Origin of the sequence: Polaribacter cellanae, assembly GCF_017569185.1 — a bacterium.
GTDB classification, from domain to species: domain Bacteria; phylum Bacteroidota; class Bacteroidia; order Flavobacteriales; family Flavobacteriaceae; genus Polaribacter; species Polaribacter cellanae.
Map to the genome: position 1 here is coordinate 914,413 of NZ_CP071869.1, position 26,796 is coordinate 941,208.

Annotated in this window: 28 protein-coding genes; 15 read left to right on the plus strand and 13 right to left on the minus strand. The window is 30.3% G+C overall.

The genetic code is table 11. The features are described from left to right. Positions 1-315: 315 nt before the first annotated feature. From J3359_RS04270 to J3359_RS04280, 3 genes are read left to right on the plus strand one after another with little or no spacing between them, the layout of a single operon-like run. Entirely contained in the window at positions 316-624 is a 309-nt protein-coding gene (locus tag J3359_RS04270) for a helix-turn-helix domain-containing protein (RefSeq protein WP_208079510.1), read from the plus strand. Next, positions 614-1,861: a DNA cytosine methyltransferase gene (locus J3359_RS04275; RefSeq protein ID WP_208079511.1), complete on the plus strand. Its 1,248-nt coding sequence runs from the start codon at positions 614-616 to the stop codon at positions 1,859-1,861. Before J3359_RS04270 ends, J3359_RS04275 begins: the two co-directional genes overlap by 11 nt. Beyond that, positions 1,854-3,239: a Sau3AI family type II restriction endonuclease gene (locus J3359_RS04280; RefSeq protein ID WP_208079512.1), complete on the plus strand. Its 1,386-nt coding sequence runs from the start codon at positions 1,854-1,856 to the stop codon at positions 3,237-3,239. Before J3359_RS04275 ends, J3359_RS04280 begins: the two co-directional genes overlap by 8 nt. 622 nt (positions 3,240-3,861) lie before the next feature. On the opposite strand, the gene J3359_RS04285 is transcribed toward J3359_RS04280, so the two are convergent. The 12 genes from J3359_RS04285 to J3359_RS04340 all read right to left on the minus strand — a co-directional run bounded on the left by J3359_RS04285 (position 3,862) and on the right by J3359_RS04340 (position 13,058). Then, the gene (locus J3359_RS04285; RefSeq protein ID WP_367890393.1) at positions 3,862-5,199 is read right to left on the minus strand and encodes a transposase; all 1,338 of its coding nucleotides are present in this window, start codon (positions 5,197-5,199) and stop codon (positions 3,862-3,864) included. 214 nt (positions 5,200-5,413) lie between these two features. Beyond that, complete coding sequence (locus J3359_RS04290) at positions 5,414-5,848, minus strand: hypothetical protein (RefSeq protein ID WP_208079514.1); 435 nt, start codon at positions 5,846-5,848, stop codon at positions 5,414-5,416. A gap of 159 nt (positions 5,849-6,007) precedes the next feature. Next, on the minus strand, positions 6,008-6,376 hold the full coding sequence (locus J3359_RS04295) for a cupin domain-containing protein (protein WP_208079515.1): 369 nt from the start codon (positions 6,374-6,376) through the stop codon (positions 6,008-6,010). A 160-nt stretch (positions 6,377-6,536) separates the two neighbouring features. Continuing rightward, the gene (locus J3359_RS04300) at positions 6,537-7,103 is read right to left on the minus strand and encodes a hypothetical protein (RefSeq protein WP_208079516.1); all 567 of its coding nucleotides are present in this window, start codon (positions 7,101-7,103) and stop codon (positions 6,537-6,539) included. A gap of 44 nt (positions 7,104-7,147) precedes the next feature. Continuing rightward, on the minus strand, positions 7,148-8,719 hold the full coding sequence (locus tag J3359_RS04305; protein WP_208079517.1) for a helicase HerA-like domain-containing protein: 1,572 nt from the start codon (positions 8,717-8,719) through the stop codon (positions 7,148-7,150). Between the two features lie 196 nt (positions 8,720-8,915). Next, positions 8,916-9,671: a LytR/AlgR family response regulator transcription factor gene (locus J3359_RS04310; RefSeq protein ID WP_208079518.1), complete on the minus strand. Its 756-nt coding sequence runs from the start codon at positions 9,669-9,671 to the stop codon at positions 8,916-8,918. 252 nt (positions 9,672-9,923) lie between these two features. Continuing rightward, positions 9,924-10,229 (minus strand): 2TM domain-containing protein, encoded by a 306-nt coding sequence (locus tag J3359_RS04315; RefSeq protein WP_208079519.1) that lies wholly within the window; start codon positions 10,227-10,229, stop codon positions 9,924-9,926. 69 nt (positions 10,230-10,298) lie between these two features. Beyond that, positions 10,299-10,616, minus strand: coding sequence for a 2TM domain-containing protein (locus tag J3359_RS04320; RefSeq protein WP_208079520.1), 318 nt, complete (start codon positions 10,614-10,616; stop codon positions 10,299-10,301). A 2-nt stretch (positions 10,617-10,618) separates the two neighbouring features. Next, on the minus strand, positions 10,619-10,957 hold the full coding sequence (locus tag J3359_RS04325; protein ID WP_208079521.1) for a 2TM domain-containing protein: 339 nt from the start codon (positions 10,955-10,957) through the stop codon (positions 10,619-10,621). After that, a complete protein-coding gene (locus J3359_RS04330; RefSeq protein WP_208079522.1) occupies positions 10,941-11,237 on the minus strand; it encodes a 2TM domain-containing protein in 297 nt (98 codons plus the stop codon). The genes J3359_RS04325 and J3359_RS04330 overlap by 17 nt, the downstream gene beginning before the upstream one ends. A gap of 1 nt (position 11,238) precedes the next feature. Then, positions 11,239-12,597: a histidine kinase gene (locus tag J3359_RS04335; RefSeq protein WP_208079523.1), complete on the minus strand. Its 1,359-nt coding sequence runs from the start codon at positions 12,595-12,597 to the stop codon at positions 11,239-11,241. 47 nt (positions 12,598-12,644) lie between these two features. Further along, entirely contained in the window at positions 12,645-13,058 is a 414-nt protein-coding gene (locus tag J3359_RS04340; protein WP_208079524.1) for a DUF2141 domain-containing protein, read from the minus strand. Positions 13,059-13,940: 882 nt separating this feature from the next. Between J3359_RS04340 and J3359_RS04345 the strand changes: the two genes are divergently transcribed. The 9 genes from J3359_RS04345 (at position 13,941) to argH (ending at position 23,024) form a co-directional block, all read left to right on the plus strand. Next, a complete protein-coding gene (locus tag J3359_RS04345) occupies positions 13,941-14,564 on the plus strand; it encodes a GNAT family N-acetyltransferase (protein WP_208079525.1) in 624 nt (207 codons plus the stop codon). Continuing rightward, positions 14,554-15,744 (plus strand): argininosuccinate synthase, encoded by a 1,191-nt coding sequence (locus J3359_RS04350; protein WP_208079526.1) that lies wholly within the window; start codon positions 14,554-14,556, stop codon positions 15,742-15,744. Before J3359_RS04345 ends, J3359_RS04350 begins: the two co-directional genes overlap by 11 nt. Before the next feature lie 2 nt (positions 15,745-15,746). Then, positions 15,747-16,724, plus strand: coding sequence for an N-acetyl-gamma-glutamyl-phosphate reductase (gene argC / locus J3359_RS04355; RefSeq protein ID WP_208079527.1), 978 nt, complete (start codon positions 15,747-15,749; stop codon positions 16,722-16,724). Between the two features lie 79 nt (positions 16,725-16,803). Further along, positions 16,804-17,604, plus strand: coding sequence for a pyrroline-5-carboxylate reductase (gene proC, locus J3359_RS04360; RefSeq protein WP_208079528.1), 801 nt, complete (start codon positions 16,804-16,806; stop codon positions 17,602-17,604). Next, positions 17,604-18,734, plus strand: coding sequence for an aspartate aminotransferase family protein (locus J3359_RS04365; protein ID WP_208079529.1), 1,131 nt, complete (start codon positions 17,604-17,606; stop codon positions 18,732-18,734). The genes proC and J3359_RS04365 overlap by 1 nt, the downstream gene beginning before the upstream one ends. A 78-nt stretch (positions 18,735-18,812) precedes the next feature. Continuing rightward, entirely contained in the window at positions 18,813-19,751 is a 939-nt protein-coding gene (locus J3359_RS04370) for an N-acetylornithine carbamoyltransferase (RefSeq protein ID WP_208079530.1), read from the plus strand. A gap of 70 nt (positions 19,752-19,821) precedes the next feature. Beyond that, on the plus strand, positions 19,822-20,598 hold the full coding sequence (gene argB / locus J3359_RS04375; protein ID WP_208079531.1) for an acetylglutamate kinase: 777 nt from the start codon (positions 19,822-19,824) through the stop codon (positions 20,596-20,598). Further along, the gene (locus tag J3359_RS04380; protein ID WP_208079532.1) at positions 20,599-21,669 is read left to right on the plus strand and encodes a M20 family metallo-hydrolase; all 1,071 of its coding nucleotides are present in this window, start codon (positions 20,599-20,601) and stop codon (positions 21,667-21,669) included. A gap of 80 nt (positions 21,670-21,749) precedes the next feature. Further along, positions 21,750-23,024 carry an argininosuccinate lyase gene (gene argH / locus J3359_RS04385; RefSeq protein WP_208079533.1) on the plus strand — a complete coding sequence of 425 codons (1,275 nt, stop codon included), beginning with the start codon at positions 21,750-21,752 and terminating at the stop codon, positions 23,022-23,024. Between the two features lie 55 nt (positions 23,025-23,079). Here argH and J3359_RS04390 read toward each other — a convergent pair whose 3' ends face one another. Beyond that, positions 23,080-23,418 carry a DUF4870 domain-containing protein gene (locus J3359_RS04390; protein ID WP_208079534.1) on the minus strand — a complete coding sequence of 113 codons (339 nt, stop codon included), beginning with the start codon at positions 23,416-23,418 and terminating at the stop codon, positions 23,080-23,082. Between the two features lie 189 nt (positions 23,419-23,607). On the opposite strand from J3359_RS04390, the gene J3359_RS04395 reads away from it, so the two are divergent. From J3359_RS04395 to mnmE, 3 genes are all read left to right on the plus strand, one after another. Next, the gene (locus tag J3359_RS04395) at positions 23,608-24,108 is read left to right on the plus strand and encodes a Dps family protein (RefSeq protein ID WP_208079535.1); all 501 of its coding nucleotides are present in this window, start codon (positions 23,608-23,610) and stop codon (positions 24,106-24,108) included. A gap of 26 nt (positions 24,109-24,134) precedes the next feature. Further along, a complete protein-coding gene (locus J3359_RS04400) occupies positions 24,135-25,037 on the plus strand; it encodes a mechanosensitive ion channel family protein (protein WP_208079536.1) in 903 nt (300 codons plus the stop codon). 142 nt (positions 25,038-25,179) lie between these two features. After that, on the plus strand, positions 25,180-26,574 hold the full coding sequence (gene mnmE / locus J3359_RS04405) for a tRNA uridine-5-carboxymethylaminomethyl(34) synthesis GTPase MnmE (RefSeq protein ID WP_208079537.1): 1,395 nt from the start codon (positions 25,180-25,182) through the stop codon (positions 26,572-26,574). Positions 26,575-26,796 lie beyond the last annotated feature (222 nt).

Consider the following 26,796-nt stretch of genomic DNA (forward strand, 5'->3'; position numbering starts at 1 on the left):
TTTAACCTTAGCGTGTTTATATATGGTTTGTTGCGTGTTTCAAGCAACTAATTTAGTAAAAATTTACCGACCAAGAAAGTTCGCGAGGACTTTCGCAAGTAGGCAAGAAGCAAGCAATAAATTATATACGGTGTTACCTGCAAGCTGAAAAGCCAACCGCACAGTCAAGCATATTTTATTTTTTTCGTGCCTCAAAAAACAAAAAGAGCTTGCCTTTTCCCACCACCACAATCCGAAAAATAATCTGAATTAAATCTTGAAATTCAAAAATGTTTTATATATTTGGACAATATTTGTCTAAAACAATTTTGACCAATGAAAACATTAGGCGACACTTTAAAATGTGCGAGAGAGGAAAAAAATTTGATACTGCGAAAAGTTGCAGCTGAAGTCGATATTGATCAATCTTTGATTAGCAAGTTCGAGAAAAACGAAAGAAAACCGACAATGGAACAAATCGTGAGACTTGCCAGTTTTTATGGACTTTCCGAAAGTGAATTAGTAATAAATTGGTACTCTGAAAAAATTGCGGACGAACTAAAATACACGGAATCTACTTCCGAAATATTAAAAGTAGCAGAAGAAAAAATTAACTATTATAAAGCTCAAGAAAATGGAAAATAAGAAAATGAAAGTTGCAGAATTATTTGCAGGAGTTGGAGGTTTTCGTCTTGGACTTGAAAAGAGTAATTATGAAGTTGTTTGGAGCAACCAATGGGAACCATCAACCAAAATGCAACACGCTTCTAAAGTTTATGAAGCTCGTTTTGGAGAAGAAAATCACTCAAACGAAGACATAAACGAAGTAGTAACAAGAAATGTTGAAGAAATCCCAGATCACGATTTATTGGTTGGTGGATTTCCTTGTCAAGATTATTCTGTTGCAACAACTTTACACAATTCAAAAGGATTAAAAGGTAAAAAAGGTGTTCTTTGGTGGTCAATTCACCAAATTTTAGAAAACAAAAAAAACAAGCCAAAATACTTGTTTTTAGAAAATGTTGATCGGCTTTTAAAATCGCCAGCAAAACAAAGAGGTCGTGATTTTGCTGTAATGCTTCAAAGCTTAAATGATTTAGGTTACGCAGTAGAATGGCGAGTTATAAATGCAGCTGAATATGGAATGCCACAAAGGAGAAGAAGAGTTTTCTTTATTGGCTATCATAAATCGACAGAAGTTTACAAAAGACTTCAAAAATCAAATAAAATAAATTGGCTAATAGAAGAAGGAACTATTGCAAACGCTTTTCCTGTTGCTAAAACAAATTCAATTCAAGAAGTAGAATTAAAAGGAGATTTAGTAGAAATAACCAACAATTTTAATAAAAACGGAAAATTGTCGCCTTTTCAAAATACAGGTTTACTAATTAAAGGTAAAGTTTATACTACCAAAACAGAACCAAATTATGATGGAAAGAAAACCGTTTTAGCAGACGTATTGCAAAATGGAGAAGTTACACCTGAATTTTTCATTGATGAAAAAGATAAAGACAAATGGGAATATTTGAAAGGTGCAAAAACTATAGAACGGAAGTCGCCAGATGGTTTTGTTTATAAATATTCAGAAGGTGGAATGATTTATCCAGACGCTTTAGACAATGCTTCAAGAACAATTATAACAGGAGAAGGTGGAAAATCACCTTCAAGATTTAAACACGTAATTATTTCTAACAGAGGTTTGAGAAGATTAACACCAATAGAGTTGGAAAGGTTAAATATGTTTCCAGATAATCACACCAAATTGGAGGGAATTACAGATACAAAACGAGCGTTTTTTATGGGAAATGCTTTAGTTGTTGGAGTAATTGAGAAAATTGGAGAAGAACTTTATAAACAGATAAACCAATTTGAATATGCTTGATATAACTTCGGCTGATTCAATTATTGAATTTGCAAAACAACTTAAAAACCAAACTTTAAGACAAGCTTGTGGTTCAGAAATAGAAAAACACGGTTATAAAGGAAAAGGAAATTTTGGCCAAATATTAGAGAAGTTTTATTTCGGCTATGAACCAAATTCTGATGCAGAACCAGATTTTAAAGAAGCAGGAATTGAACTAAAATCAAGTCCATTAAAAACTTTAAAAAACGGAGATTTTCGATCAAAAGAAAGACTTGTTTTAAACATCATAAACTATTTAGAAGTTCATAAAGAAGAATTTGAGACTAGTACTTTTTGGAAGAAAAACGCACATTTACTTTTAGTGTTTTATTTACACGACAGAGATTTAGATTTACTTGACTATTTAATAAAGTTAGTTGACGGTTGGAAATATCCAAACGAAGATTTAAAAATCATCAAACAAGATTGGGAATTTATCAATCAAAAAATAAAAGATGGAAAAGCTCACGAATTATCAGAAGGAGATACATTTTATCTTGGAGCTTGTACAAAAGGTTCGACTGCTCTAAAATCATTTAGAAATCAACCATTTAGTGAAGAACAAGCAAAACAAAGAGCATATTCTTTAAAACAAGGTTATGTAAATCACATAATTGCTAATATTGCTCAAGAAGAAACTGCTGTTTATGGAAAAATCATAGAGCGACCTGAAATTTTAGACAAAGTACGTTCAATTGAAGAAATAGTAATTTTAAAATTTCATCCATTTTATGGCAAATCAGCAGAACAGATAGAAAAAGAATTGGGTTTAGAATTAAATCAAAACGCCAAAAGTTATTTTGCAAATCTTACAAATGCAATTCTTGGACTTAAACTCGGACAAAAAATTGAGGAATTTGAAAAATCCGATATTCAAGTAAAAACAATTAGACTTAAAGAAAATGATTTACCAAAAGAAGATATTTCGTTTCCAACATTTGAATATCAAGAACTTGTAGAAACCGATTGGGAAGATTCGGATTTTAAGAATATTTTAGAAAGTAAATTTTTCTTTGTGTTCTATCAGTTTGAGGGAGAAAATTTGATTTTAAGAAAGGTAAAGTTTTGGAATATGCCTCATTCCGATATTCTTACAGCCAAAAATGTTTGGGAAGAAATGGTAAAGACTGTTTCAAATGGAGAAATAGTAAAAGAAGTAACTGAAAAAGGTGTCAGAAAAACTTATTTTCCAAAAAAGACTGAAAACAAAGTGAGTCACGTTAGACCACACGCAAGAAATGCAGCAGACAAGTATGAATTACCAATTGCAGATAAATTGACAGGATTGACTGAATATACAAAGCATTGTTTTTGGCTAAACGCAAGTTATGTGAAAGAAGAAATATATCTGAAATAAGCCAACGCTAAAAGCCATACACATTTGCAATTCGCTACAGCCACCACACAAGCCAAAAATTGCAAAAGAGTATGTCTTTGCCAACGCTAGCAAGTTTGCGGAAAGAAAAGCCAGCAGGTAACAACGTGTATAAAACATAGCTATTATAGGCTTCCCGAGAGGTTTTTGTATATTTACAAAGTACGCCAAATTTTTTATTTGGTTATATTTATAAAAGAAAATTAAACATAAAAATAAAAAATTGGGCTCGTGCTAAATCCGAAAAGTTAGTGTCTATTTACACGCTACGTTTCATACACAAGACCGTTACCTGTAGGCTTTTCTATTTTTCCTAATTAGATAAATTCCATAAATTATAAATATAGATGAAAATGTTAAGCTTAATAATACTTCATTTAATTCTTTAGAAATTATTCCAAACCAAATCGAAATAATAATTCCAAATATTAAAAAGGCACATTCAGAAAATAGGTTATTTTTAAAAATGCAGCTAAAATTGCGGGCATAATTATTTAAATTCTACCCTCAATTTTTGTTTTAAAGCTGTTTTAAGGGTTCAGTTTCTTAAAAATTTCCCAACAAGACATACCTCTCCCATAAAACTATATTCAATGCTTCAAATTTAGGCTACTTGTTGTGCTGTTTTAGCTATTTTTCTTCGGCCAATTTCAAGAGCATTCCCTGTGTGTATTCCAAAGAATATCCATAGAATTTCATTCTTTTTAGTTTTGGCTTTTATTTTTCGTAAGTGATAATATTCTTTATCCTTTCCAAAAGAACCTTCTAATCTTGTAGCTCTTTCTTTTGCGATAATAGCTCTAAGTTGCTTTTTTTCTTTATGATTTTTCGGCTTTTTTCCCTTGGGGATAAAGTCTGTTTCTATGTTCTTAGAACTACAGTGTTTTCTATTTTTATTGGCGGCATAAATTTTATCTGCTCCAGCTATTTTTACTTTTTTTCGAGTTAATCCTTGTGCTTTTTGGACTGTTTGAATAAAACGATTTCCTTCATGAAATGCATTAAAGTTAATATGTTCGATAAAGCTAATTCCATCAATTTGAACTTTGTTAACTTTTGCTCCAAATTCAACAGGTTTTACTTCCTTTCCTCGAACAATAGGACGAATATAATCCTTTTGAATGCTTACAATTCTATCTTTGATTTTTTCTCCTGTATCAAAATGATCTTTTTGTTGTTTGTAAATCCTTTGAATTGTATTTATTCGCTTATAATACAAAGCTATAAACTCAATATTGTGATTTTCTGACAACTCTTTTTCAAAGTTGATAAATTTACTTAACAGATTGAGTAAACCTCGGGTTAATGAAATACGTTTCGACTTGGTTTTTCTTCGCATTTTACTAAATCCTTGATAACGTTTTTTCCACTTGATATATTTACTTCTAATCATTTTAACCCCTAATATAGAGCAGGTTTTACGTAATTGATTGTACAACCAATGAACCGACTCCCAAAGTAATTTTTGGATGCTAGGGTAACGAACTTCACTTTCATAACAAGTAGCATCCATTACAATTTGATTGGGGTTTTCAATTTCGTTTTTCCAAGAGTTGAATAGAATTTTTTCTATGGAATTAATATCGAGTTTCTCTGCTAATTCACAACGTATTTGGCTCACTATTTTATAGTTTGTTAAGCGTTCAAAACCTAGTTCTATATCACAGAAAAATTGATAGTCTAAATTCGAGTTTAGTTGCTCAATCAATTTTCTATCTGAACAATTAGCATAATGTTTTAAAAACATTAAACCTAGTCTTCCTTTAGGACTAAAAAGATAGTTTCTCCCTTTTGATTGTTCAGAAATACCAAAAGAGCTAACTAAATCATTCCAAGGAATTGCAGAGTAGATTTTACCTAAATCTCCCTCTAAAAATCGCGCATAATGAGCATCATAATTCTCGCTGAGGGGAAAAAATTGAAATGCGGTGTTGCATTTCAGAAATTCTTCGTACTTTCATAATTATCGAAATTAAAACCCCGTTTTTTGCCTATATTGGCCATTTTCGGGGTTTATTATAGCTACAAAATACAACAAATCCCTCGTAAAAACAAGGGATGCGTTGTTTTATGAAAGTGCCTAAAAAGCCAATTCCATAATATAGACTATTCTTTCTCTGCCATTCATTTTGCGATATTATGTTTCTTTGTTTTCCTTAAATTAATGCTCTTCTTATTTCAGGATAGTTTCCATAACTTGAGGAAGATATTTTAAATTTGAAATCATCTCCAAATAAAGTCAAATCTTTCCATTCCATATATTCAATTTCGTGCTTAAATTTCGCATTTTGTTTTTTTATTTCATTATACGATTTTATTTCGGACAAGTAAATAGCTTTCTTTTTAAAACCAAACAAAGATTTAAAAATTAATTTTTCCTTTGTTATTTCAAGAATGTCATAATTTATCAAATTGTAAATTGAAGCAATTCCCAAAAATAAAAAAGGAATACTTACGAAAAGAATTCCAAGTTTTTCCATTGCAGAAATTGTGAATTTTATTCCAAAAAAAGTGTAAACAATTGCTCCTAATAAAAGGATTAAAATATTTGAAATCTTAATTTCAGATTTAATAAATTCGTTCTTTTTCATTAATGGGTAAGATTGGTTTTAGCTTACAGGTAACTGGATGTTATAAAGCAAATTACAACAAATGGCTTTAGCCAAAATACGCTTATTATATAAAAACTTGTTACCATTGCAATTGAATTATTTCTTTAAATTAAAACTGATTATTATATTGAAAAATCACTAATTCTCTTCTCTATTTACCAAATCCATAGAAAATGCAGGCAAACAAATGGCTAAATATTCGCATTCTTCTTCAAAAGGATTGGAATATTGAACTCTAGTGTTTTTATTGATTTTTATAGATTGTCCCGCTTCTAAAACCACAATTTCATCATCGATAATAAATTGTTTTTTGCCTTTAATGATGTAAGTATATTCATCGAATTCTGGGGTTTGAAAAGGTTCGCTCCAACCAGAAGGTGCCACCATGTGTGCAATGCTTATTTGAGAATTTTTATCGGTTGCATTGCCAAAATGTTCTTCTATTAATTTACCATCGGTTGTTGGAACCACAAATGGCGATTTTTGAATTTTGTAGTTTTTTTCCATAATAACTAATGATTACAAAGAAAGTCCAAGGTTTTATGAAAAATCCCGAATTTATTATAAAATCTTAATAATATAAAAACAAAATCCCGCTAAAAAAGTGGGATTAGTTCAACTTACAATTTTTAATCATTGCTTCGCAATATTTAAAAAATGAGTTTCACTAATTAAACCAAACAATTAATGATTTTATTTTCGCTAAATCTGGTATTTGTTGTAAACTAACTTTTTGTGTGCTAAAGCTTTTAAGTCCTAATTCTTCTTTATCAATCGCAATTGTAATGTTATAATCGTTTATAAATAAAGTCGCAGAAGAAATGGTAGATTCTATTCTGTTGATGTTGTTATTGTTGTTAATTTCTGCAAAACTAGAGTTTAAATTAATGCCAGATTCCGTTTTGAAACGAGAGTCGTGAATTTCGACACTTTTAATCGTAGAAACCGAATCTAATTGTTCTTTTGGAACGACTGTTAAAATGTGCTTTCCTCCTTTTTCGAAGATTAAATACTCATCATCATCCTGAAAATAATCGTCTCCTAAAGCACCTTCGCTTAAATTTTTAACAATAGAATCGTTTTTAAATAAATTGTCTAAATCTTTAATGGTGGTTTTTGAAGTGATGTAACCAACTTTACCTTTTTCGATTTTGTATTTATCTCCTCCACTACAGCTGATTATAAATATTGAAACTAGAATAAGTGCGATTGTTGAAAGTTTGTTTTTGATCATTGCTGAATATATTTTTCGTTTATAACGTTTTTTTTTCGATTTTGTTATTTTAATACTTTTTTTAATATTCCAAATGCGGCTCTAATGAATGTGGCACTTGTTAGTACTTTTACAATTGGATTTTGCCTTGTGCTTCTTCGAGAATACGTTCTTCTGCTTGTTTTTTCTTCTCTTCTTCTCTCTTCTTCTCTCTCCTTTTCTCTTTTTTCTCTTTCTTTTTCTTCTGCAGCTTTTTTAATAGCTTTTTCTTCTGCTAAATTAATATTTTCAATTTTACTATTTAGCATTTCGTAAGCACTTTCTCTATCTAAATCTTGATTGTATTTATGGATTAATCTCGAATTATCGATAACTTGTTTTAACTCTTTGTCTGTTAAAACATCCATTCTACTCATTGGCGCACGCAACATCGTTCTTGCCAAAGGTGTTGGAATTCCTTTTTCATTTAAAACAGAAACAAATGCTTCTCCAATTCCTAATTTTGTTAAAACTTCTTTGGTATCGTAATAATTAGAACTTGGATAATTTTCAGCAGCCAATTTAATTGCTTTTCTATCTTTTGCAGTAAATGCCCTTAATGCATGTTGCACTTTTAAGCCTAATTGTGCCAAAATATCCTCTGGTACATCTTTTGGATTCTGAGTTACAAAATACAACCCAATTCCTTTAGAACGAATTAATTTTACAATACTTTCTATTTGATTTAATAATGCTTTGGAAGCTTCTTCGAAAACCAAATGTGCTTCGTCTATAAAAATAATGAGTTCTGGTCTTCCTGAATCTCCTTGTTCTGGAAAAGTTTCGTAAACCTCTGCCAATAATTGCAACATAAATGTCGAAAACAATTTTGGTTTGTCTTGAATATCCGTTAAACGCAAAACAGAAATAACTCCTCTTCCATCTTCGTCTACTCTTGTTAAATCTTCTACTTCGAAAGATTTTTCTCCAAAAAACAAATCTCCTCCTTGCTGTTCTATCTCTATAATTTTACGCAAAATTGCGCCTGTAGAAGAAGATGAAATTCGCCCATATTCGTTCTGAATTTCTTCTTTTCCTTCGTTTGTAACATAATGTAAAACTTTTTTGAAGTCTTTAATATCTAATAATGGAAGTTTATTATCATCGCAATATTTAAAAATAATGGCAACAATGCCACTTTGCGTTTCCGATAAATCTAAAATTCTTGATAATAGTACAGGTCCAAATTCCGAGACTGTGGCACGCATTTTTGTTCCTTCTTGTTCCGAAATTGTTAAAATTTCTATGGGAAATTTTTTTGCTTCAAAAGGCAAACCAATTTTTGCGTGACGTTCATCTATTTTCGGATGCCCTGGACTTGGTTGTGCCAAACCTGATAAATCTCCTTTAATATCCATTAACAAAACCGAAATTCCTTTTTCGGATAAATTCTCCGCTAAAACTTGTAATGTTTTGGTTTTTCCTGTTCCTGTTGCTCCAGCTATTAAACCATGTCTGTTTAAGGTTTTTAGAGGAATTTTAACCAATGCATCTGTAATGGTTTCTTCGCCCAACATTGCTGCACCTAATTCTATAAAATCGCCTTTTGTTTTGTAACCATTGTTTATATAGTCGAAAAAATTTTCACGCTGACTCATTTAATACTAAATTTTGATAAAAATAATCAAAGTTTAATTGTTAGGAAATAATTTTATGTGTTTGTTTCGTGATAAATCGAAAACCTTGAAGTTTCTTCGGTTTTTTTTAGAAGTTATTTCACAGAGTTTCACAAAGAAGAGTAAGGGATTCACAAAGAAAAATTAAAAAGTTTTTTTCTTGAAAAAACTAAAAAAGCTAATTTATCCAGCTCTTAAAATCCTTTACGCGCTCTCTACTTACAATAATTTCGGTTTCATTATAAGAATTCAAAATTAATTTTAAACGTGAATTTGAATACGCAATAATGTCTTTTATAAAATTGATGTGAACTATAAAAGTTCGGCTGGCTCTAAAAAATTGTTCTGGATCTAACTGTTCTTGCCAGTTTTCTAAAGAATGGTCTAATAAATAATTTCTATTTTCTGAAGTATGAATATATGTCGATTTATTTTCACTGTAAAAGCACTCAACCTCATCGATATTTATAATTTTTATATGCTGGCCAACCTTGATCGAAATTCGTTTTTTAAATTTTCTATCAACCGGGTTTATTAGTAATTTACGAATGTCGTCTAAATTTACTTGCACATCTGTTTTTGTAGGTTGATGTTCTTTAAATTTATCAACTGCTACTTTTAATTCGTCTTCATCTAAAGGTTTTAACAAATAATCGATACTATTTAATTTGAACGCTTTTAAGGCATATTCATCATAAGCTGTTGTAAAAATAATGGCTGATTTTACATCAATTTCTTCGAAAATTTCAAATGATAAACCGTCTGATAATTGAATGTCTAAAAAAATTAAATCTGGATGCTCGTTGTTCTGTAACCAATTTAAAGATTCTTCTACAGAATGTAACATTTGCTGGACTTCAATATCTAAAGCGCCCAACATTCTGTTTAATCTTCTTGCGGCTGGTTTTTCGTCTTCGATTATTAGTACGTTCATTAATTTAGTTGTTGGTTGATGGTTTGTGGTTAATGGTTGATGGTTGATGGTTTGTGGTTGATGGTTGATGGTTTGTGGTTTGTGGTTAATGGTTGATGGTTTGTGGTTAATGGTTAATGGTTAATGGTTAATGGTTAATGGTTAATGGTTAAAAAAATATTATTTATAAATTTTGAATTTGAAACTTTGAGCTTTATAACTCTGCAACTTTATAACTCTGCAACTCTGCAACTTTAAAACTAAAATACAAAACTATTTTTTCATCATTTCTTCAATCTTTCGTTGTTCCCAATCTTTGCTAAAAATTTTGGGAGCTCCAAAAACCAACAATCCATGAATTATTAATCCAACTCCCCACCAAAAGAAGAAATTATAGTTGCTTACATCTGTAAACGCATCTATTACTGATTCTCCACGATCTATATCTTTATAAATTCTTCTTCCAATAAAGAACAAATTAATAATTAAATAGGCAGAAAAGTGTTTGTAGAATTGTTTAATTTCATGAATTCTCTTTTTAACTTTCTTATATTTTTCTACATCGAAATCTCTTTCCATCTTCTTAATTGTTTGTTTTTATTATTTTTATTTCCATTTATCGATAAAATCTGCTTTCTTTCAAAACTATTAATTATTCTTGTTCATAATTTCTTTAATTTTTTGTTCTTCCCAATCATTACCCAAAAAAAAGCGAAAACCGAAAATTTTAAAAGTATGAAAAAATAATCCTATTCCCCAAACAATCCAAACTCCATACAATCCAAAATCAGAAAATATTGTTTCAAATGTTCTGTTTTCTGAAATTCCTTCAATAATTTGAGCACCACTCAAAAATAAATTTATAATTATATAAGTTACTAAATGCCAATAATATCCTTTTAACTCTTCAACTCTTTTTTTAGCCCGAATGTATTTTTGTTCTTGTAAACGATTGTTTGCTTCCATTATTAAAACTTATAATCATCCATATATTTTTCAATCTTCTTTTTCTCCCAATCTTTTCCGAAAAATAGGTTCGTTCCAAAAACTCCTAGCCAATGGAAAAACAATCCTATTCCCCAAAAAAACCAAGTAGAATAGGTTCCAAAATGAGTAATTGCTTCTTGAAAATTGTATTCGTTATCGCTCGTTAATCCGTAAATAATAATTGCGCTGATAAAAATATTTACAAAGATATAAACCGCTAAATGAATGTAAAAACTTTTTATTTTTTCTACCCTTTTCTTTGCCAATAAATATTTATGCTCTTCTGTAAAACTACTTCTTGAATTATCTATTCTTTTCATTTTCTTTCATTATTTGTTTAATTTTTTTCTCTTCCCAATTATTTCCTAATCCGAATTTAGAAAACCCAAACACTTGCACCCAATGTATGGCTACTGAAAATAACATTCCAAATGCGGCCAACCAGAAAAAGTGAAAATTTGGCACAAATAGTAAGTTAACAGTTATTACTATGGGTAATGCAAATATCATTACCACTAAATGCATATAGAAATCTTTTATTTCTTTTACTTTCTTTTTAGCTTTAAGATATTCTTGCTCTTGTAAATATTTATCTTCCATTTTAATTGTATTTATCGTTTCTATTTTTCTCCATTATTTCTTTTATCTTTTTTTCTTCCCAATTTTTCCCCAAGAAAATAGTGTAATTATTCACTTCTAAAAAATGAAAAGTTAAACCTATTCCCCATCCAAAAACAGCAAACCAAAACCATTGGAAGTTTGGAAAGAATTTTAAATTGATAAAGATTAGAAACGGAATTACCAAACAGTAAGAAGCTAAATTTTGATAAAATTCTTTCAATTTTTCGACTCTTTCTACTGCTCTAACATATTTGCTGTTTTCTAAATTATCTGGATACATAGTATTCTTCATTTTAATTAAGAGAGGTAAACTTACCTTAAATGTTTTGTTGTTATTTTCTATTTTTACGGCTTTATTCGTAATTAATCCATACCTATCTGCAATATTTTGTAAGCCAACTTTGGTACTTTTTCCTATCGCTTCTTTAGAATTGATGTTGTTTTCTATAATTAGATAATTGTCTTCTTTATAAATACGAATCGTTAATGGTTTAGAGGTGGAAACCACATTGTGTTTCACTGCATTTTCTAATAAAAGTTGCAAAGATAAAGGCACAATTTTCAACTCATTACTATCAATCTTATCTGGAATGTTAAATTTTACAGCATCCTCAAAACGCATTCCTAACAATTCCATATACGTTTTTGCAAATTGTAGTTCTTCTTCAATAGGTACTAAATCTTTGTTTCTTTGCTCTAAAACATATCTGTACACTTTAGACAGTTTTGTGGTAAATTTTTCTGCTTGATTCGGATTTTCTCCAATTAAACTCGTTAAAACATTTAAACTATTAAATAAAAAATGTGGATCTAATTGATTTTTTAAAGATTCGAACTTCGCTGTTTCCGTTTTTGCAACAATTTCTTGTTTGGTAGTTTCTTGGGTCATTGCAAGTTTCCAATTCTTCATAAAACCTCTCGCATGTAAAAAGGTAGAAATCCCTAAAGAAAGAAGAATATAAAATAAATGCGCCCACAAAAACTGACCTTTAAAAAAATTTGAAGAATCTATACCATTTAATACAACAAAAACAACATAATCTATGGCTAAAACAACAGGAACCGTATATAAAATTGTGGTAATTATTCCTGCCCAAACTCTTTGATTTGTTTGTGTTATCCAATCCCATTTTTTAGATAAATAACTGTTTATAAAACCATTACCAAAACCAATACCAAAAGAATACATTCCAGAGATTGCAAAAGTCCAAGCGATACCAACTAATGTTTGTTGCTGAAAAACTATACCAAATAATATTCCAAAAATTATGGTTATTTTTAAACAAATAATCACTCCTTTTTTAATATTTAGTACTGTGTAAACTTCTTGATTTTTCATTCTTTTTTTTTGGAAAATATTCTCCTACTCTATTTTAGCGTAATTTACTAAAATTTAATTTCTAATTTTAAATCTTTATCCTTCAACATAAACTTAGCACCTTCGAAAGTTGGTGGCGCAAAAGCCATTACATTATTCGATGCTCCATAGTCTTCTAAAGGCATTCCATTAGATTTAAAATCCATTTTACCATTGTTATTTTTATCATGGTAACAAGTAATTGCATATTCTCCAGAAGGAACATTTTCGAAAACCACTGTTGTTTTTCCGTCTTTAATTTTACTTTCTTTACCTTGTATTGGCGTTTTCATAAAATTATCTTTATTAAATAATGCAAACCCAACTTTTCCTTTGTCTGAAGTGATGTTATTTATAGTTACAGTTATTTTTTTGTTTTGAGCCGTAATCGAATTTGTAATTGATAACATTGCTACGACTAAAATTGATAATAAAAATTTCATAATATTTTTGTTTAAGTGTTAATATTATTGTTTTTGATTGTACAAAAATGCAACACAATCACACTTTTTAAAAGTAAAGAATACCGAACTGTTTTTTTTGTATACTGAATTGTAAAAAATTCCTACTTATCTTTTAAAAGGCTTAATTAATAAGGTAATAATTATGCGTTTTGCAACGAATTTATGAATTGTAAAACTCATTAAATAACAAGTATTACAAGTTAAGTTGCGAAAAATAAATTTTGTTAATTGCATCCAGCTTTAGCTGGATGTTATAATTAAATTAAACACAAATGGCTTTAGCCAAAATACGTTTAGCTAAAAGCCAACATTTCATTAAAACAGTCTTACTGTGGATTAAAACCCATTAATATTGATTCAATTTTAAAAAAAATGTGAATTCGTGGCAAAAAACTACAACTCCCAAATCTCTAAAATTGAATTAATTCTGATTGTAAATTACTTTTAATAAAATATCAATAATTATAAACTTCTTTTTTTATCAGATTGATAAAAGTGAATAAAAAGTCTTCATTTGTAACAATTGAATCAAAAAATAATATACTTTTACACCATGTTTACTTTAAAAAATAAAACAGCTATTATAGTTCCCAGATTGCGCTTTCGCAGTCAAACTCGCTAATACCTAAAAATTAGCAAACAAACAGGAGAACTATAATTTTTTATTTTTTTATCATGAATTACACAACAAACACCAAAAGCAAATCAACACAAATTATTATTTCTAATAACAATAATTTTGTGCGTCGCTTTTTCTTACCTCGCCCTTTGGGTGTCTAAAAAATTATGGAATTAGGTGAGTCCAATTCCGCTTTTCAAAAACAACAATTTAAGTACAAACATTTTTAAAACATCAATACAATGCAAATTGTAATTGCCAATAAATCGCATAGTATTTATGCAGAAATTATCTGTAAAACTATAGAAGATGCTGCTAAAATTAGAGGAACAGGAATTGCCAAACGAAAACCTGAATACATAACTACCAAAATGGAAAATGGAAATGCAGTTATTGCTTTAGAAGGCAATAAATTTGCTGGTTTCTGTTATATTGAAGCTTGGAGCCATGGAAAATTCGTTGCCAATTCTGGTTTAATTGTACATCCCGATTTTAGAAATATTGGGTTAGCAAAACAGATAAAAAAAGTAGTTTTTGAGCATTCCAGAACCAAATTTCCGAACTCTAAAATATTTAGTATTACAACTGGTTTAGCCGTTATGAAACTAAATAGCGATTTGGGTTACAAACCTGTTACTTTCTCGGAACTTACCAACGACCAATCTTTCTGGAAAGGTTGCCAAACCTGTAAAAATTACGATGTTTTAACAAGAACTGAACAAAAAATGTGTTTGTGTACAGGAATGTTATTCGACCCTAAAAAGCAAAACGAAGAAAAACCAAAAAAGGTGAAAGAAAACGTTTTTAAAAGATTAAAAAAAATAAAACAGAACTTGTTTCTAAAAAAAGATAAAAATGTCAAATAATAAAGGAAAAAAATTAGTAATTGCATATAGTGGTGGTTTAGATACTTCTTATTGTGCAGTAAGTTTATCAAAAGAATACGATGTTCACGCAGTTAGTGTAAATACAGGTGGTTTTTCTGATAAAGAAATTAAAAACATAGAAAGTAATGCGTATAAAATGGGCGTTTCAACCTATAAAAATATTGATGCAGTTGCAACATTCTACAATAAAGTAGTAAAATATTTAATTTTTGGAAATGTTCTAAAAAATAGCACTTATCCACTTTCTGTTAGTGCTGAGAGAATTATACAAGCCATCGAAATTATAGAATACGCAAAAAGTATAAATGCAGCATATATTGCGCATGGAAGTACTGGTGCAGGAAACGACCAAGTTCGTTTTGATATGATTTTTCAAACTTTAGCGCCAAACATTAAAATTATTACACCTATTAGAGACCAAAAATTAACCAGACAAGAAGAAATAGAGTATTTAAAATCGGAAGGAATTGATATGCCTTGGGAAAAATCGAAGTATTCTGTAAATAAAGGACTTTGGGGAACAAGTGTTGGTGGTGTTGAAACTTTAAAATCAGAAAAACCTTTACCAAGTGAAGCATATCCTTCTCAATTAGAAAAAACTGGAGAAGAAAAAGTTACCATCACTTTTAAAAATGGAGAATTCGTAGCTTTAAATGGTGAAGAAAACAAACCTGAAATAAACATTGAAAATCTTAATGAAATTGCCTCTAAATATGCAATTGGTAGAGATATTCATGTTGGCGATACCATTGTTGGTACAAAAGGAAGAGTTGGTTTTGAAGCAGCTGCTGCTTTAATTACGGTAAAAGCCCATCATTTATTAGAAAAACACACGCTTACAAAATGGCAACTGCAACACAAAGAGTATTTATCGAGTTTTTACGGAATGCATTTGCATGAAGGGCAGTATTTAGATCCTGTAATGAGAGATACTGAAGCTTTCCTACAAAGTTCTCAAAAAATGGTTTCAGGAAATGTGGTGGTTACTTTAAAACCCTATCATTTTTCTTTGGATGGAATTATTTCTAACCACGATTTAATGTCGAGTGCATTCAGCACGTATGGTGAAGAAAATAAAGCATGGACAGCTGATGATGCAAAAGGTTTTATCAAAATTTTGGGAAATCAAAATAAAATTTATCAACAAGTAAATAAATAACGATGTTAAAAGTAGGAATTATAGGTGGCGCAGGCTATACTGCTGGTGAGTTAATCAGGCTATTATTGAACCATCCAAAAACGAATATCAATTTTGTGTACAGCACCTCAAATGCTGGAAATAAATTATATAAGGTTCATCAAGATTTAATTGGAAGTACAGAAATTAAATTTTCTTCGGAAATCAATAAAAATGTAGATGTCTTATTTTTATGTTTAGGGCATGGAAATTCAAAAGCTTTTCTAGAGAAAAACTCATTTTCAAATAACACAAAAATCATAGATTTAAGTAATGATTTTAGACTAACTTCTGATAAAAATTTAGAAGGAAAAGAATTTGTGTACGGTTTACCAGAATTACAAAAAGAAGCGATAAAATCGGCTAAATATATTGCAAATCCTGGTTGTTTTGCAACTGCTTTGCAATTGGCAATTTTACCTTTGGCAGCAAACGGATTGTTAAAAAAAGATATTCATATTAACGCTGTAACTGGTGCAACTGGTGCAGGAACTTCGTTGTCTGCAACTACACATTTTACCTATAGAGATAATAATTTTTCGCATTATAAAGCTTTTACGCATCAGCATTTGGGTGAAATAAATCAAACAATACATCAATTACAAAGTAATTATACTGATGATGTTATTTTTATTCCAAATAGAGGAAATTTTTCCAGAGGAATATTTGCAACCGTTTATACAAAGTATAATGGCAGTGTAAACGACGCAAAAAAAATTTATAAAGAATTTTACAAAGATGCTGCTTTTACCTTTATTTCTGATGATGAAATTCACATGAAACAAGTGGTAAACACCAACAAATGTTTACTTCATTTAAAAAAATATGACAATAAACTATTAATTACAAGTACCATCGATAATTTACTAAAAGGAGCTTCTGGTCAGGCAATTCAGAATCTAAATTTACTATTTGGCTTTGAAGAAACAACAGGAATTAATTTAAAAGCGAATTATTTTTAATACTGGTTGATAGTTTTTGGTTGATAGTTTATAGTTAAACCGCCAAAAACCAATAACTAACAACCATAAATCAATATTTATGAAAATAGCAATCATAGGAACAGGAAATTTAGGAAAATCTATTGCGAAAGGTTTAATTACCAACAACGCAATTACCTCTTTATACCTAACCAAAAGAAATTTAGGTGAAATTGAAGAATTTAATGGATACAAAAACGTATTCTTAACCACTGACAATCAAGAAGCTGTAAAAAAATCTGATGTTTTAATATTTGCAGTGCAACCTGCTCATCTTGAACAAATTCTGGATGACATCAAACCAATTTTAACCGAAAAACACGTGTTAATTTCTACAATTACTGGTTTTTTAATTCCTAAAATTGAAGAAAAAGTAGGTGCAGATAAATTTATTATTAGAGCAATGCCAAACACAGCAATTGCCGTTGGAAAATCGATGACCTGTTTGTGTAGCAACGCAAAAGGTGCAAAAAGAATTCAGCTTGCGGAAGCAATTTTTAATAGATTGGGGCATTCTTTGGCAATTCCAGAATCGCAAATGCAAGCAGCAACCGTGGTTTGTGCAAGTGGCATCGCTTTTTGGATGCGTTTAATTCGTGCCACTACTCAAGCTGCAATTCAATTAGGTTTCGATGCTAAAGAAGCACAAGAATTGGCAATGTTTACCAGTGAAGGTGCAGCCAATTTATTAATTACAAATGAAAAGCATCCTGAAGAAGAAATCGACAGAGTTACAACTCCAATGGGTTGCACCATTGAGGGGTTAAACGAAATGGAACATAAAGGTTTAAGCTCTTCTTTAATACAAGGAATGGTGGCTTCTTTTAATAAAATTAGTACTATTAAAAAAGAACAAATATAATGAGCTTATTTAACGTATATCCGTTGTTCAATATCACTCCTGTAAAGGCAAAAGATGTGTATGTTTACGATGAAAATAGTATCAAATATTTAGATTTATATGGTGGACATGCTGTAATTTCTATCGGACATTCGCATCCTAAATATGTAAAAAATATTAGCGAACAAGTTGCAAAAATGGGTTTCTATAGTAATTCTATTCAGAATCCTTTACAAGTTGAATTGGCCGACAAATTAGAAGAATTATCAGGTTGTAAAAATTACGAATTATTTTTATGTAATTCTGGTGCAGAAGCCAATGAAAATGCTTTAAAATTAGCATCTTTTCATACCAATAAAAAGAAAGTTATTGCTTTTAAAAACAGTTTTCATGGAAGAACTTCTGCGGCTGTTGCTGCCACAGATAATCCTAAAATTATTGCACCCATAAACGCACAACAAGAAGTTGAAATTTTAGAATTAGGAAATTTAACTGGTTTGGAAAAAGCATTGGCAAAAAACGATGTTTGTGCTGTTATTATTGAGTTTATACAAGGTGTTGGAGGTTTAGACGAAAGCACAGCCAAATTTTATGAAACTGCTAACAAATTATGTAAAAAATACAATACGTGTTTTATTGCGGATGAAGTACAGTCTGGTTTTGGTAGAACTGGTAATTTTTTCGCATTTCAGAAATTTAATGTCACTCCAGATATTATTTCAATTGCCAAAGGAATGGGAAATGGTTTTCCTGTGGGTGGCATTTTAATTCATCCTTCTATAAAAGCATCTTTTGGTTTGTTAGGAACTACTTTTGGTGGAAACCACTTGGCTTGTGTGGCAACTTTAACAGTTTTAGATGTTATTAAAGAAGAAAAATTAATGGAAAATGCGAAAGAGGTTTCAGCATATTTCATTGAAAAATCAAAGGAAATTCCACAATTAAAAAAATTAAAAGGAAGAGGATTAATGTTAGGGTTGGAATTTGATTTTCCGATTGCAGAATTACGTAAAAACCTAATTTACAATCATAAAATATTTACGGGAAGTGCTAAAAACCCCAATTTAATTCGAGTTTTACCTTCTTTAACAGTTCAAAAAAAACATGTTGATGTGTTTTTTACTGCCTTAAAAAGTGAGTTAAAACAATAGTGAACTAAAACCTCTCGACTGCGCTCGAGAAGACAGCTTTATGCCTGGTCGAGCGCAGTAGAGACCTATTTTTGAAACATGAAAAATTACACACATATAAACGATATCGACAATATCAACTCTTGGATTGAAGAGGCCAAAGCACTTAAAAAAAATCCGTTACAAGATATTGAATTAGGTAAAAACAAAACATTGGCATTGCTATTTTTTAATGCAAGTTTACGAACACGTTTAAGCACTCAAAAAGCTGCTTTAAATTTAGGGATGGATACTATTGTAATGAATGTTTCTGGTGATGCTTGGGGAATTGAATTTGAAGATGGAACAGTTATGAATGGAACTACTGCAGAACATGTTAAAGAAGCTGCAGCAGTAGTTTCTCAATATTGTGATGTAATTGCAATTAGAGCTTTTCCTACTTTAACGGATAAAGAAAGAGATAAAAATGAAGTCGTTTTAAATTCATTTATAAAATACGCTTCTGTACCCATTGTAAATATGGAAAGTGCTACTTCTCACCCATTGCAAGGATTTACAGACGCTATTAGTATTTCAGAAAATAAAACAAAGAAAAAACCAAAAGTCGTTTTAAGTTGGGCACCACATATAAAAGCATTACCTCACGCAGTTGGAAATAGTTTTGTACAAGCAATGCAAAAAATGGATGTTGAGTTTGTGATTGCAAATCCTGAAGGTTATAATTTAGACCCAAAAATCACAAAAGAAACGCCAATTTACCATAATCAAGAGGAAGCTTTAAAAGATGCAGATTTTGTCTACGCAAAAAATTGGAGCTCTTATGACGAATATGGAAAAGTATTAAAAACCGACTTAGATTGGATGATTACCAATAAAAAGATTGGAGATGCAAAGTTTATGCATTGTCTACCTGTAAGAAGAAACGTTGTGGTTGCTGACGAAGTTTTAGATGGAGAAAATTCTTTGGTGATTGAGCAATCAAACAATAGAACTTTTGCAGCGCAATTGGTTTTGAAAAAGATTTTAGAAAATTTATAAATGGCTTTTAGCCTTTAGCTTTTAGCAATTTGCTGCCAAAAGCTAAAAGCTAAAAGATAAAAGCTATCAGATGGAAAAACTATCAATCATAAAAATTGGAGGAAATATTATAGAAGATACAGCTTCTTTAGATGCTTTTCTTAAATTATTTTCGAATTTAGAAGGAAAGAAAGTATTAGTTCACGGAGGTGGAAAACGAGCCACAAGTATTGCCTCAAAATTGGGTATTGAATCTAAAATGATAAATGGACGAAGAATTACTGATGCAGCAACGTTGGAAGTAATTACCATGGTTTATGGAGGTTTAGTCAACAAAAATATGGTGGCAAAATTGCAAGCTTTAAAAACAAATGCTATTGGTTTAACTGGTGCAGATATGAATAGTATTCAATCCGAAAAAAGACCTGTAAAAAAAATAGATTTTGGATTTGTTGGTGATGTAAAAAAAATACATCATACAAATATTAATAAATTAATTCAGGCTGATTTTACGCCCGTTTTTTGTGCCATTACACACGATGGAAATGGACAATTATTAAACACAAATGCAGATACAATTGCAAGCACAATTGCAATTGGCATGAGTAACATTTATGAAACTTCCATTTATTATTGCTTTGAATTGAATGGTGTTTTACAAGATTTTAATGATAAAGAATCTGTTATTAAAAACATAAATTCAGAGAAATACAAACAACTTTTAGAAGATAACATTATTGTAAATGGAATGATTCCTAAAATTGACAATTGCTTTGATGCTTTACAAAACGGAGTAGAAAAAGTACATATTGGAAACACTTCTATGTTCACAAAAGAAAATAATAATTTTACAACAATTACTTTATAAATGGAAATTCAACAATTAACAGAAAATGCGATTTCACTTTTAAAAAGTTTAATTGAAACGCAATCTTTTTCATCCGAAGAAGATAAAACTGCTCTTTTAATAGAAAACTGGTTTAAAACACATAACATTCCTTTTAAAAGAACAAAAAATAACGTTTGGACAACCAATAAATATTTTGATAAAAATAAGCCTACACTACTTTTAAATTCTCATCACGATACTGTAAAACCAAATTCTGCTTACACAAAGGATCCTTTTAAAGCGATTGTTAGTGATGGAAAATTATACGGTTTAGGTTCTAATGACGCTGGTGGATGCTTGGTTTCTTTAATGGCTACTTTTACGCATTTCTATCAGCAAAAAGATTTAAAATACAATTTGGTAATTGTGGCTTCTGCTGAAGAAGAAAGCAGTGGATCAAATGGATTAAATTCTATGCTATCTGTAATTCCACATATAGATGTTGCCATTGTTGGCGAACCAACATTAATGAATTTGGCAGTTGCAGAAAAAGGTTTGGTAGTTTTTGATGCAGTTGTAGCAGGAACTCCGAGTCATGCTGCACATCCAAATAATAACAATTCAATTTACAATTCAATTGAGGTTTTACAATGGTTTAAAGATTTTAAGTTTAAAAAAAGTTCGAAAGCTTTGGGTAATGTAAAAATGACGGTTACACAAATAAATGCTGGTAAACAGCACAATGTAGTTCCAGCGTATGTAAATTTGGTGATTGACGTTCGGGTAAATGACGCGTATTCAAACCAAGAAATTGCAAACATTTTACAAGAAAATTCGCCTTGCACAGAAATAACTCCAAGAAGTTTACGCTTAAATTCGTCATCAATATCCACAGCACACGATTTGGTGAAAGCAGGAATTGCTATGGGAAGAAAAACGTATGGTTCGCCAACATTATCAGACCAATCTGTGTTATCTTGCCAATCTTTAAAATTAGGGCCTGGAGACAGCACACGTTCTCATTCTGCAAATGAATTTATTTATTTAGCTGAAATTGAGGAAGGAATACAAGTTTATATTGAGTTATTAAATAGAGTTATTATAAAATAGTTGATAGTTAATGGTTTTTAGTTGGTGGTTTAAAAACTCCAACCAAAAATCATCAACCAAAAACCAAAAACCAAGAATACATGAAACTTTGGGATAAAGGATTTTCAATAGACAAACAAATAGAAAACTTTACAGTGGGTAATGATCGAGAAATTGACATACATATTGCAAAATATGATGTGCAAGCTTCGTTAGCACACGCCATAATGCTAGAATCTATTGGAATTATTACTGCTGATGAATTGGTAGATTTGAAAAAAGGATTGCAAGAGTTAGCAAAAGATATCGAAAATGGAGACTTTGCTATTGAAGCTTCTTTTGAAGATGTACACTCTAAAATTGAATGGGAATTGACAAACAAATTAGGTGAAGTTGGTAAGAAAATTCATACGGCACGTTCCAGAAATGATCAAGTTTTAGTAGCGCTTCAATTGTATTACAAAGACAACCTAAAGTTGATTAATTCAAAAGTTGAAGTTCTATTTGAAACCTTATTAAATCTTGCTGAAACACATAAAGAAAGCCTTTTACCTGGTTATACACATTTACAAGTGGCAATGCCATCTTCATTCGGGCTGTGGTTTTCTGCTTATGCAGAATTATTAATTGACGATGTGTATATGCTAAATGCTGTAACTAAAGTTGTTGACCAAAATCCTTTGGGTTCTGCTGCTGGTTATGGAAGCTCTTTTCCTATTGATAGAGAATTAACAACCAAAGAATTGGAGTTTGCAACACTAAAATACAATGTGGTTGCTGCTCAATTAAGTCGTGGAAAAAGTGAGCGTTCCATCGCTGCTGCTTTGGGCGGCTTGTGTAATACCATGGCACGTTTTGCCATGGATGTTTGTTTATATATGAGTCAAAATTTTGGTTTTATTTCGTTTCCTGATGAATTAACAACAGGAAGTAGCATTATGCCACACAAGAAAAACCCAGATGTTTTTGAATTGATTCGTGGAAAATGCAATAAAATTCAGGCTTTGCATACAGAAATGGTACTAATTACTAATAATTTACCAACAGGTTATCACAGAGATTTTCAATTATTAAAAGAAAATATAATCAATGCTTTTGAAGATGTAAAAGATATTTTAGACATTTTTAATTATTCGATTCAACAAGTAATTGTAAAAGATATTAATTTGAATGATGAGAAATATCAGCATTTATTTACAGTTGATTCTATAAACAATTTGGTAGTTGAAGGCATGAGTTTTAGAGAAGCCTACCAACAAATTGGCGGACAAGTGCAAGCAGGAACTTATAAAGCAGATTTAGGAAAACAACACACACATATTGGGAGTATTCATAATTTGAGTTTGGATAAGATTGCTGAGAAATATCCAAAGTAGAAATTTGCCATAAATTCACAGATTTTCAAGTGCAAGGAGGTTAAACTCCTTTTTGCTATTTTATAAATCGTATGCTAAATGGATAATTTGGCGGTTCGTTATTACTGGCTTTTATCGCGTTTATAATTGGAAATATTAGGTAGAAAAGTCCAATTACGATTAATCCTATAATTCCTAAACCTAATAATAAAATTAGTGGAATACAGATTAAAATATACAAAAACATAGAAATTCGGAAGTTTAAAATGGCTTTTCCATGAAAATCCATTCCTAAAATTTCGTCTTTTTTTGTGAGCCACAAAACCAATGGCACTATAAAACCTCCTATGCCACTTACGAAATCTAATAATTGACTTATGTGTGTTATTACAAGGAGTTGTCTGTCTTCTTTCATGGTGTTTTTTAATTTTGGTTACACTTATTGGTCGTAAAATTAGTGGTTTTGTTACAAATTTTCGACTAAAATAATACAGAAGTTAAAGATATGTGAATTCGGTTTGAGTTAAAATGAAAATTGTCTGAGGTAAGAAAAAATGCATATCTGCCTTAGTTTTGTAGTGGAAATAATTTAAAACTTTACACTATGAATTATTTAAATATGGAAAACGAAAGAATGTTACCTATTGTTTCGGAGTTGAATGTTTTGTTAGCAGATTATCATGTGTATTATCAAAAATTGAGAAATTTTCACTGGAATGTTTTGGGTAAAAACTTCTTTGAATTACACAGAAAATTTGAGGAAATGTATAACGATACCAGAATTAAAATTGACGAAGTTGCAGAACGAATTGTAACTTTTAGATACCATCCTATTAGCAAATTATCGGATTATATAGAGATTTCAAGAATTAAAGAATCGAGTCCTTTATTGTCGGATACAGAAATGGTGGCTGTACTTATTGACGATCATAGTATTTTATTAGAGCAATTAAATAGGGTAATTGACAAAGCAAACGAAGCGAAAGACGAGGGAACAATCGATTTAATTGGTGCATATATTAGAGAATTGGAAAAATCTACTTGGATGTTAAATGCTTGGTCTAAAGACACTAAAGACGAACTAAACACCAGTTTTGTAGAATAAAATTAAAAAACAAATAAATTTTAAAAATGAATAAAATTGTAGAAAAGTTAGAAGCTTGGAAAGATATATTTCTTAAAAATATACCCAACTTGGCAATTGCATTAGTTGTTTTGGTAATCGCGTATTTCGCATCTAGAGCAATGAATAAAATAGTAAATAAAACGATTGGGAAACGAATTAGCCAAAAATCGGTTAGAGATTTAGTGTCGAGAGTGGCATCTGCAATTACCATCTTAGTTGGTTTGTATTTAGCGATGACCGTTCTTAAATTCGACGATACTTTAAAAACGATTGTTTCTGCGGCTGGAGTTTCTGGTATTGTAATTGGTTTGGCACTGCAAGGAACATTATCTAACACGATTTCTGGAGTAGTTTTATCTTTTAGAAGAAATTTAAATATTGGAAATTGGGTAGAAACAAGTGGATATTCTGGAGAAGTTATGGATATTAATTTGAATTATTTTGTTTTAAAAGAGGCAGATAATAATATGGTAGTTATTCCTAATAAGACCATCTTAGAGAGTCCTTTTAAGAATTATTCATTAACCACAAAAATGAGAATTGCCATTGAATGTGGTGTGGAATATGGAGCGGATTTAGAGCAAGTGGAAGCATTGACGAAAAAAACAATTAGTGCTAATTTTAATCAAGATAAAATTGGTAAAAATGTAGAGTTTTATTATACCGAATTTGGTGATAGTTCTATTAATTTTTTATGTAGATTTTGGGTAGATTCAGAAAATGCATTAGAAAAATTAAAAGCAAAAAGTAAAGCGATTATAGAGATTAAGAAAGCTTTTGATAAAGCAAATATTAATATTCCATTCCCAATGAGAACTTTAGAATTTGTACCAAATAACAAACTGAACTTATCGCAAGTTTCTAAAGAAGAAAAGAAAAAAGAGAAAGAAGAAGAAAGTGTTTATTAATATTTTAATAAACCAAACTAATACATAATTTTTAGTGTATATAAATTTGCAATGATATCCCCCTTGAATTGCTTTGAAAGTCTATCACAAATTGTGGTGGGCTTTTTATTTTTCTGAAAAAATCTTTGCGTATTTTTGTAACATGACACAACAAGACACAATTATCGCTTTGGCAACTCCTTCTGGTATTGGCGCAATTTCTATTATTCGCCTTTCAGGACAAAAATCTATTGAAATTGTAGATCTATTTTTCAAATCTGTAAAAAAGGAAAAATCTTTAAAAAACCAAAAAACACATACAATCCATTTGGGGCATATTATTGATAATGATATTATTATTGATGAAGTTTTAGTCTCTATTTTTAAAAACCCCAATTCATATACTGGCGAAAATGTGGTAGAAATTTCTTGCCATGGTTCTAGTTTTATTCAGCAAGAAATAATTCAACTTTTTTTAAAAAATGGTTGTAGAATGGCTAATAATGGTGAGTTTACCATGCGTGCATTCTTAAACGGAAAAATGGATTTATCGCAAGCGGAAGCTGTTGCAGATGTAATTGCTGCCAATTCTGAGGCAAGCCATAAAATGGCAATTCAGCAAATGCGTGGTGGCATTACCAATGAATTGAAAGAATTACGTGCTCAATTGTTAGATTTTGCCGCTTTAATTGAATTAGAACTCGATTTTTCTGGAGAAGATGTTGAATTTGCAGACAGAACAAAATTTAAAGAGTTAGTTGCAAAAATTACTTTTGTTTTAAAACGATTAATTGATTCGTTTGCGTTTGGAAATGCCATGAAAAATGGAATTCCGGTTGCTATTATTGGTGAACCAAATGTTGGAAAATCGACGCTTTTAAACGCACTTTTAAATGAAGAAAAAGCCATTGTTTCCGATATTGCAGGAACTACCAGAGATGCTATTGAAGACGAAATTATTATAGATGGTGTTGCTTTTCGATTTATAGATACTGCAGGAATTAGAGAAACTTTAGATGTTGTAGAGAATATTGGGATTAAAAAAGCCTATGAAAAAGCGGAAAATGCACAGTTAATTATTTTCCTTATAAATTCGGAAAAGTTCAAAGTTAAAAGTTCTGAATTTAAAGTTGAGATTGAAACCATAAAAAAACGTTTTCCAAATAAACGTTTGCTTGTAATCGCTAATAAAATTGATACGCTTTCAAATAAAGAAGCCACTACTCTATCTTCCGAAATTGAAAACTTAATTCCTTTGTCTGCAAAAAATAAAACAGGTATTGAAGAATTAAAAACAGAACTAACTTCTTTAGTAAATATTGGTGCTTTAAGCAATAATGAAACCATTGTTACGAATTCTCGTCATTTTGAGGCTTTAAATAATGCTTTAATGGCAATTACTTCCGTAAAACAAGGTATCGATTTAGAAATTTCAACCGATTTATTTTCTATTGATATTCGCGAGTGTTTGCGTCATTTAGGTAATATTACTGGCGAATATGATGTTGATAAGGATATTTTGGGGCATATTTTTGGAAATTTTTGTATTGGGAAATGATTTGTTGTCTTTTAGATTCTTTTGGCAAGACTTTATTTTTTTGGGGTTGATAAAAGACTATCTAAAGAAAAATAATATTCATTAATCAGCAAACAACAAATATCTTTTTTCTACTAATTTTTTATACTTTTTTCGCATCTCTTCAGATAAAAAAGATTGTGATATTAAATCTTCTACTTTTGACTGTAATTTTATAAATCTTTTAAAAACAGTTTCAATTTG

What these genes read in the sequence shown, in the direction of transcription:
- argC (WP_208079527.1), top strand. Translation starts at nt 15,747, where the DNA reads ATGTTAAAAGTAGGAATTATAGGTGGCGCAGGCTATACTGCTGGTGAG.
- J3359_RS04345 (WP_208079525.1), top strand. Translation starts at nt 13,941, where the DNA reads ATGCAAATTGTAATTGCCAATAAATCGCATAGTATTTATGCAGAAATT.
- J3359_RS04390 (WP_208079534.1), bottom strand. Translation starts at nt 23,418, where the DNA reads ATGAAAGAAGACAGACAACTCCTTGTAATAACACACATAAGTCAATTA.
- J3359_RS04330 (WP_208079522.1), bottom strand. Translation starts at nt 11,237, where the DNA reads ATGGAAGATAAATATTTACAAGAGCAAGAATATCTTAAAGCTAAAAAG.
- argB (WP_208079531.1), top strand. Translation starts at nt 19,822, where the DNA reads ATGGAAAAACTATCAATCATAAAAATTGGAGGAAATATTATAGAAGAT.
- J3359_RS04295 (WP_208079515.1), bottom strand. Translation starts at nt 6,376, where the DNA reads ATGGAAAAAAACTACAAAATTCAAAAATCGCCATTTGTGGTTCCAACA.
- J3359_RS04275 (WP_208079511.1), top strand. Translation starts at nt 614, where the DNA reads ATGGAAAATAAGAAAATGAAAGTTGCAGAATTATTTGCAGGAGTTGGA.
- J3359_RS04350 (WP_208079526.1), top strand. Translation starts at nt 14,554, where the DNA reads ATGTCAAATAATAAAGGAAAAAAATTAGTAATTGCATATAGTGGTGGT.
- proC (WP_208079528.1), top strand. Translation starts at nt 16,804, where the DNA reads ATGAAAATAGCAATCATAGGAACAGGAAATTTAGGAAAATCTATTGCG.
- mnmE (WP_208079537.1), top strand. Translation starts at nt 25,180, where the DNA reads ATGACACAACAAGACACAATTATCGCTTTGGCAACTCCTTCTGGTATT.
- J3359_RS04305 (WP_208079517.1), bottom strand. Translation starts at nt 8,719, where the DNA reads ATGAGTCAGCGTGAAAATTTTTTCGACTATATAAACAATGGTTACAAA.
- J3359_RS04395 (WP_208079535.1), top strand. Translation starts at nt 23,608, where the DNA reads ATGAATTATTTAAATATGGAAAACGAAAGAATGTTACCTATTGTTTCG.
- J3359_RS04380 (WP_208079532.1), top strand. Translation starts at nt 20,599, where the DNA reads ATGGAAATTCAACAATTAACAGAAAATGCGATTTCACTTTTAAAAAGT.
- J3359_RS04340 (WP_208079524.1), bottom strand. Translation starts at nt 13,058, where the DNA reads ATGAAATTTTTATTATCAATTTTAGTCGTAGCAATGTTATCAATTACA.
- J3359_RS04320 (WP_208079520.1), bottom strand. Translation starts at nt 10,616, where the DNA reads ATGGAAGCAAACAATCGTTTACAAGAACAAAAATACATTCGGGCTAAA.
- J3359_RS04335 (WP_208079523.1), bottom strand. Translation starts at nt 12,597, where the DNA reads ATGAAAAATCAAGAAGTTTACACAGTACTAAATATTAAAAAAGGAGTG.
- J3359_RS04270 (WP_208079510.1), top strand. Translation starts at nt 316, where the DNA reads ATGAAAACATTAGGCGACACTTTAAAATGTGCGAGAGAGGAAAAAAAT.
- J3359_RS04325 (WP_208079521.1), bottom strand. Translation starts at nt 10,957, where the DNA reads ATGAAAAGAATAGATAATTCAAGAAGTAGTTTTACAGAAGAGCATAAA.
- J3359_RS04300 (WP_208079516.1), bottom strand. Translation starts at nt 7,103, where the DNA reads ATGATCAAAAACAAACTTTCAACAATCGCACTTATTCTAGTTTCAATA.
- J3359_RS04365 (WP_208079529.1), top strand. Translation starts at nt 17,604, where the DNA reads ATGAGCTTATTTAACGTATATCCGTTGTTCAATATCACTCCTGTAAAG.
- J3359_RS04400 (WP_208079536.1), top strand. Translation starts at nt 24,135, where the DNA reads ATGAATAAAATTGTAGAAAAGTTAGAAGCTTGGAAAGATATATTTCTT.
- J3359_RS04310 (WP_208079518.1), bottom strand. Translation starts at nt 9,671, where the DNA reads ATGAACGTACTAATAATCGAAGACGAAAAACCAGCCGCAAGAAGATTA.
- J3359_RS04290 (WP_208079514.1), bottom strand. Translation starts at nt 5,848, where the DNA reads ATGAAAAAGAACGAATTTATTAAATCTGAAATTAAGATTTCAAATATT.
- J3359_RS04370 (WP_208079530.1), top strand. Translation starts at nt 18,813, where the DNA reads ATGAAAAATTACACACATATAAACGATATCGACAATATCAACTCTTGG.
- J3359_RS04280 (WP_208079512.1), top strand. Translation starts at nt 1,854, where the DNA reads ATGCTTGATATAACTTCGGCTGATTCAATTATTGAATTTGCAAAACAA.
- J3359_RS04315 (WP_208079519.1), bottom strand. Translation starts at nt 10,229, where the DNA reads ATGGAAAGAGATTTCGATGTAGAAAAATATAAGAAAGTTAAAAAGAGA.
- argH (WP_208079533.1), top strand. Translation starts at nt 21,750, where the DNA reads ATGAAACTTTGGGATAAAGGATTTTCAATAGACAAACAAATAGAAAAC.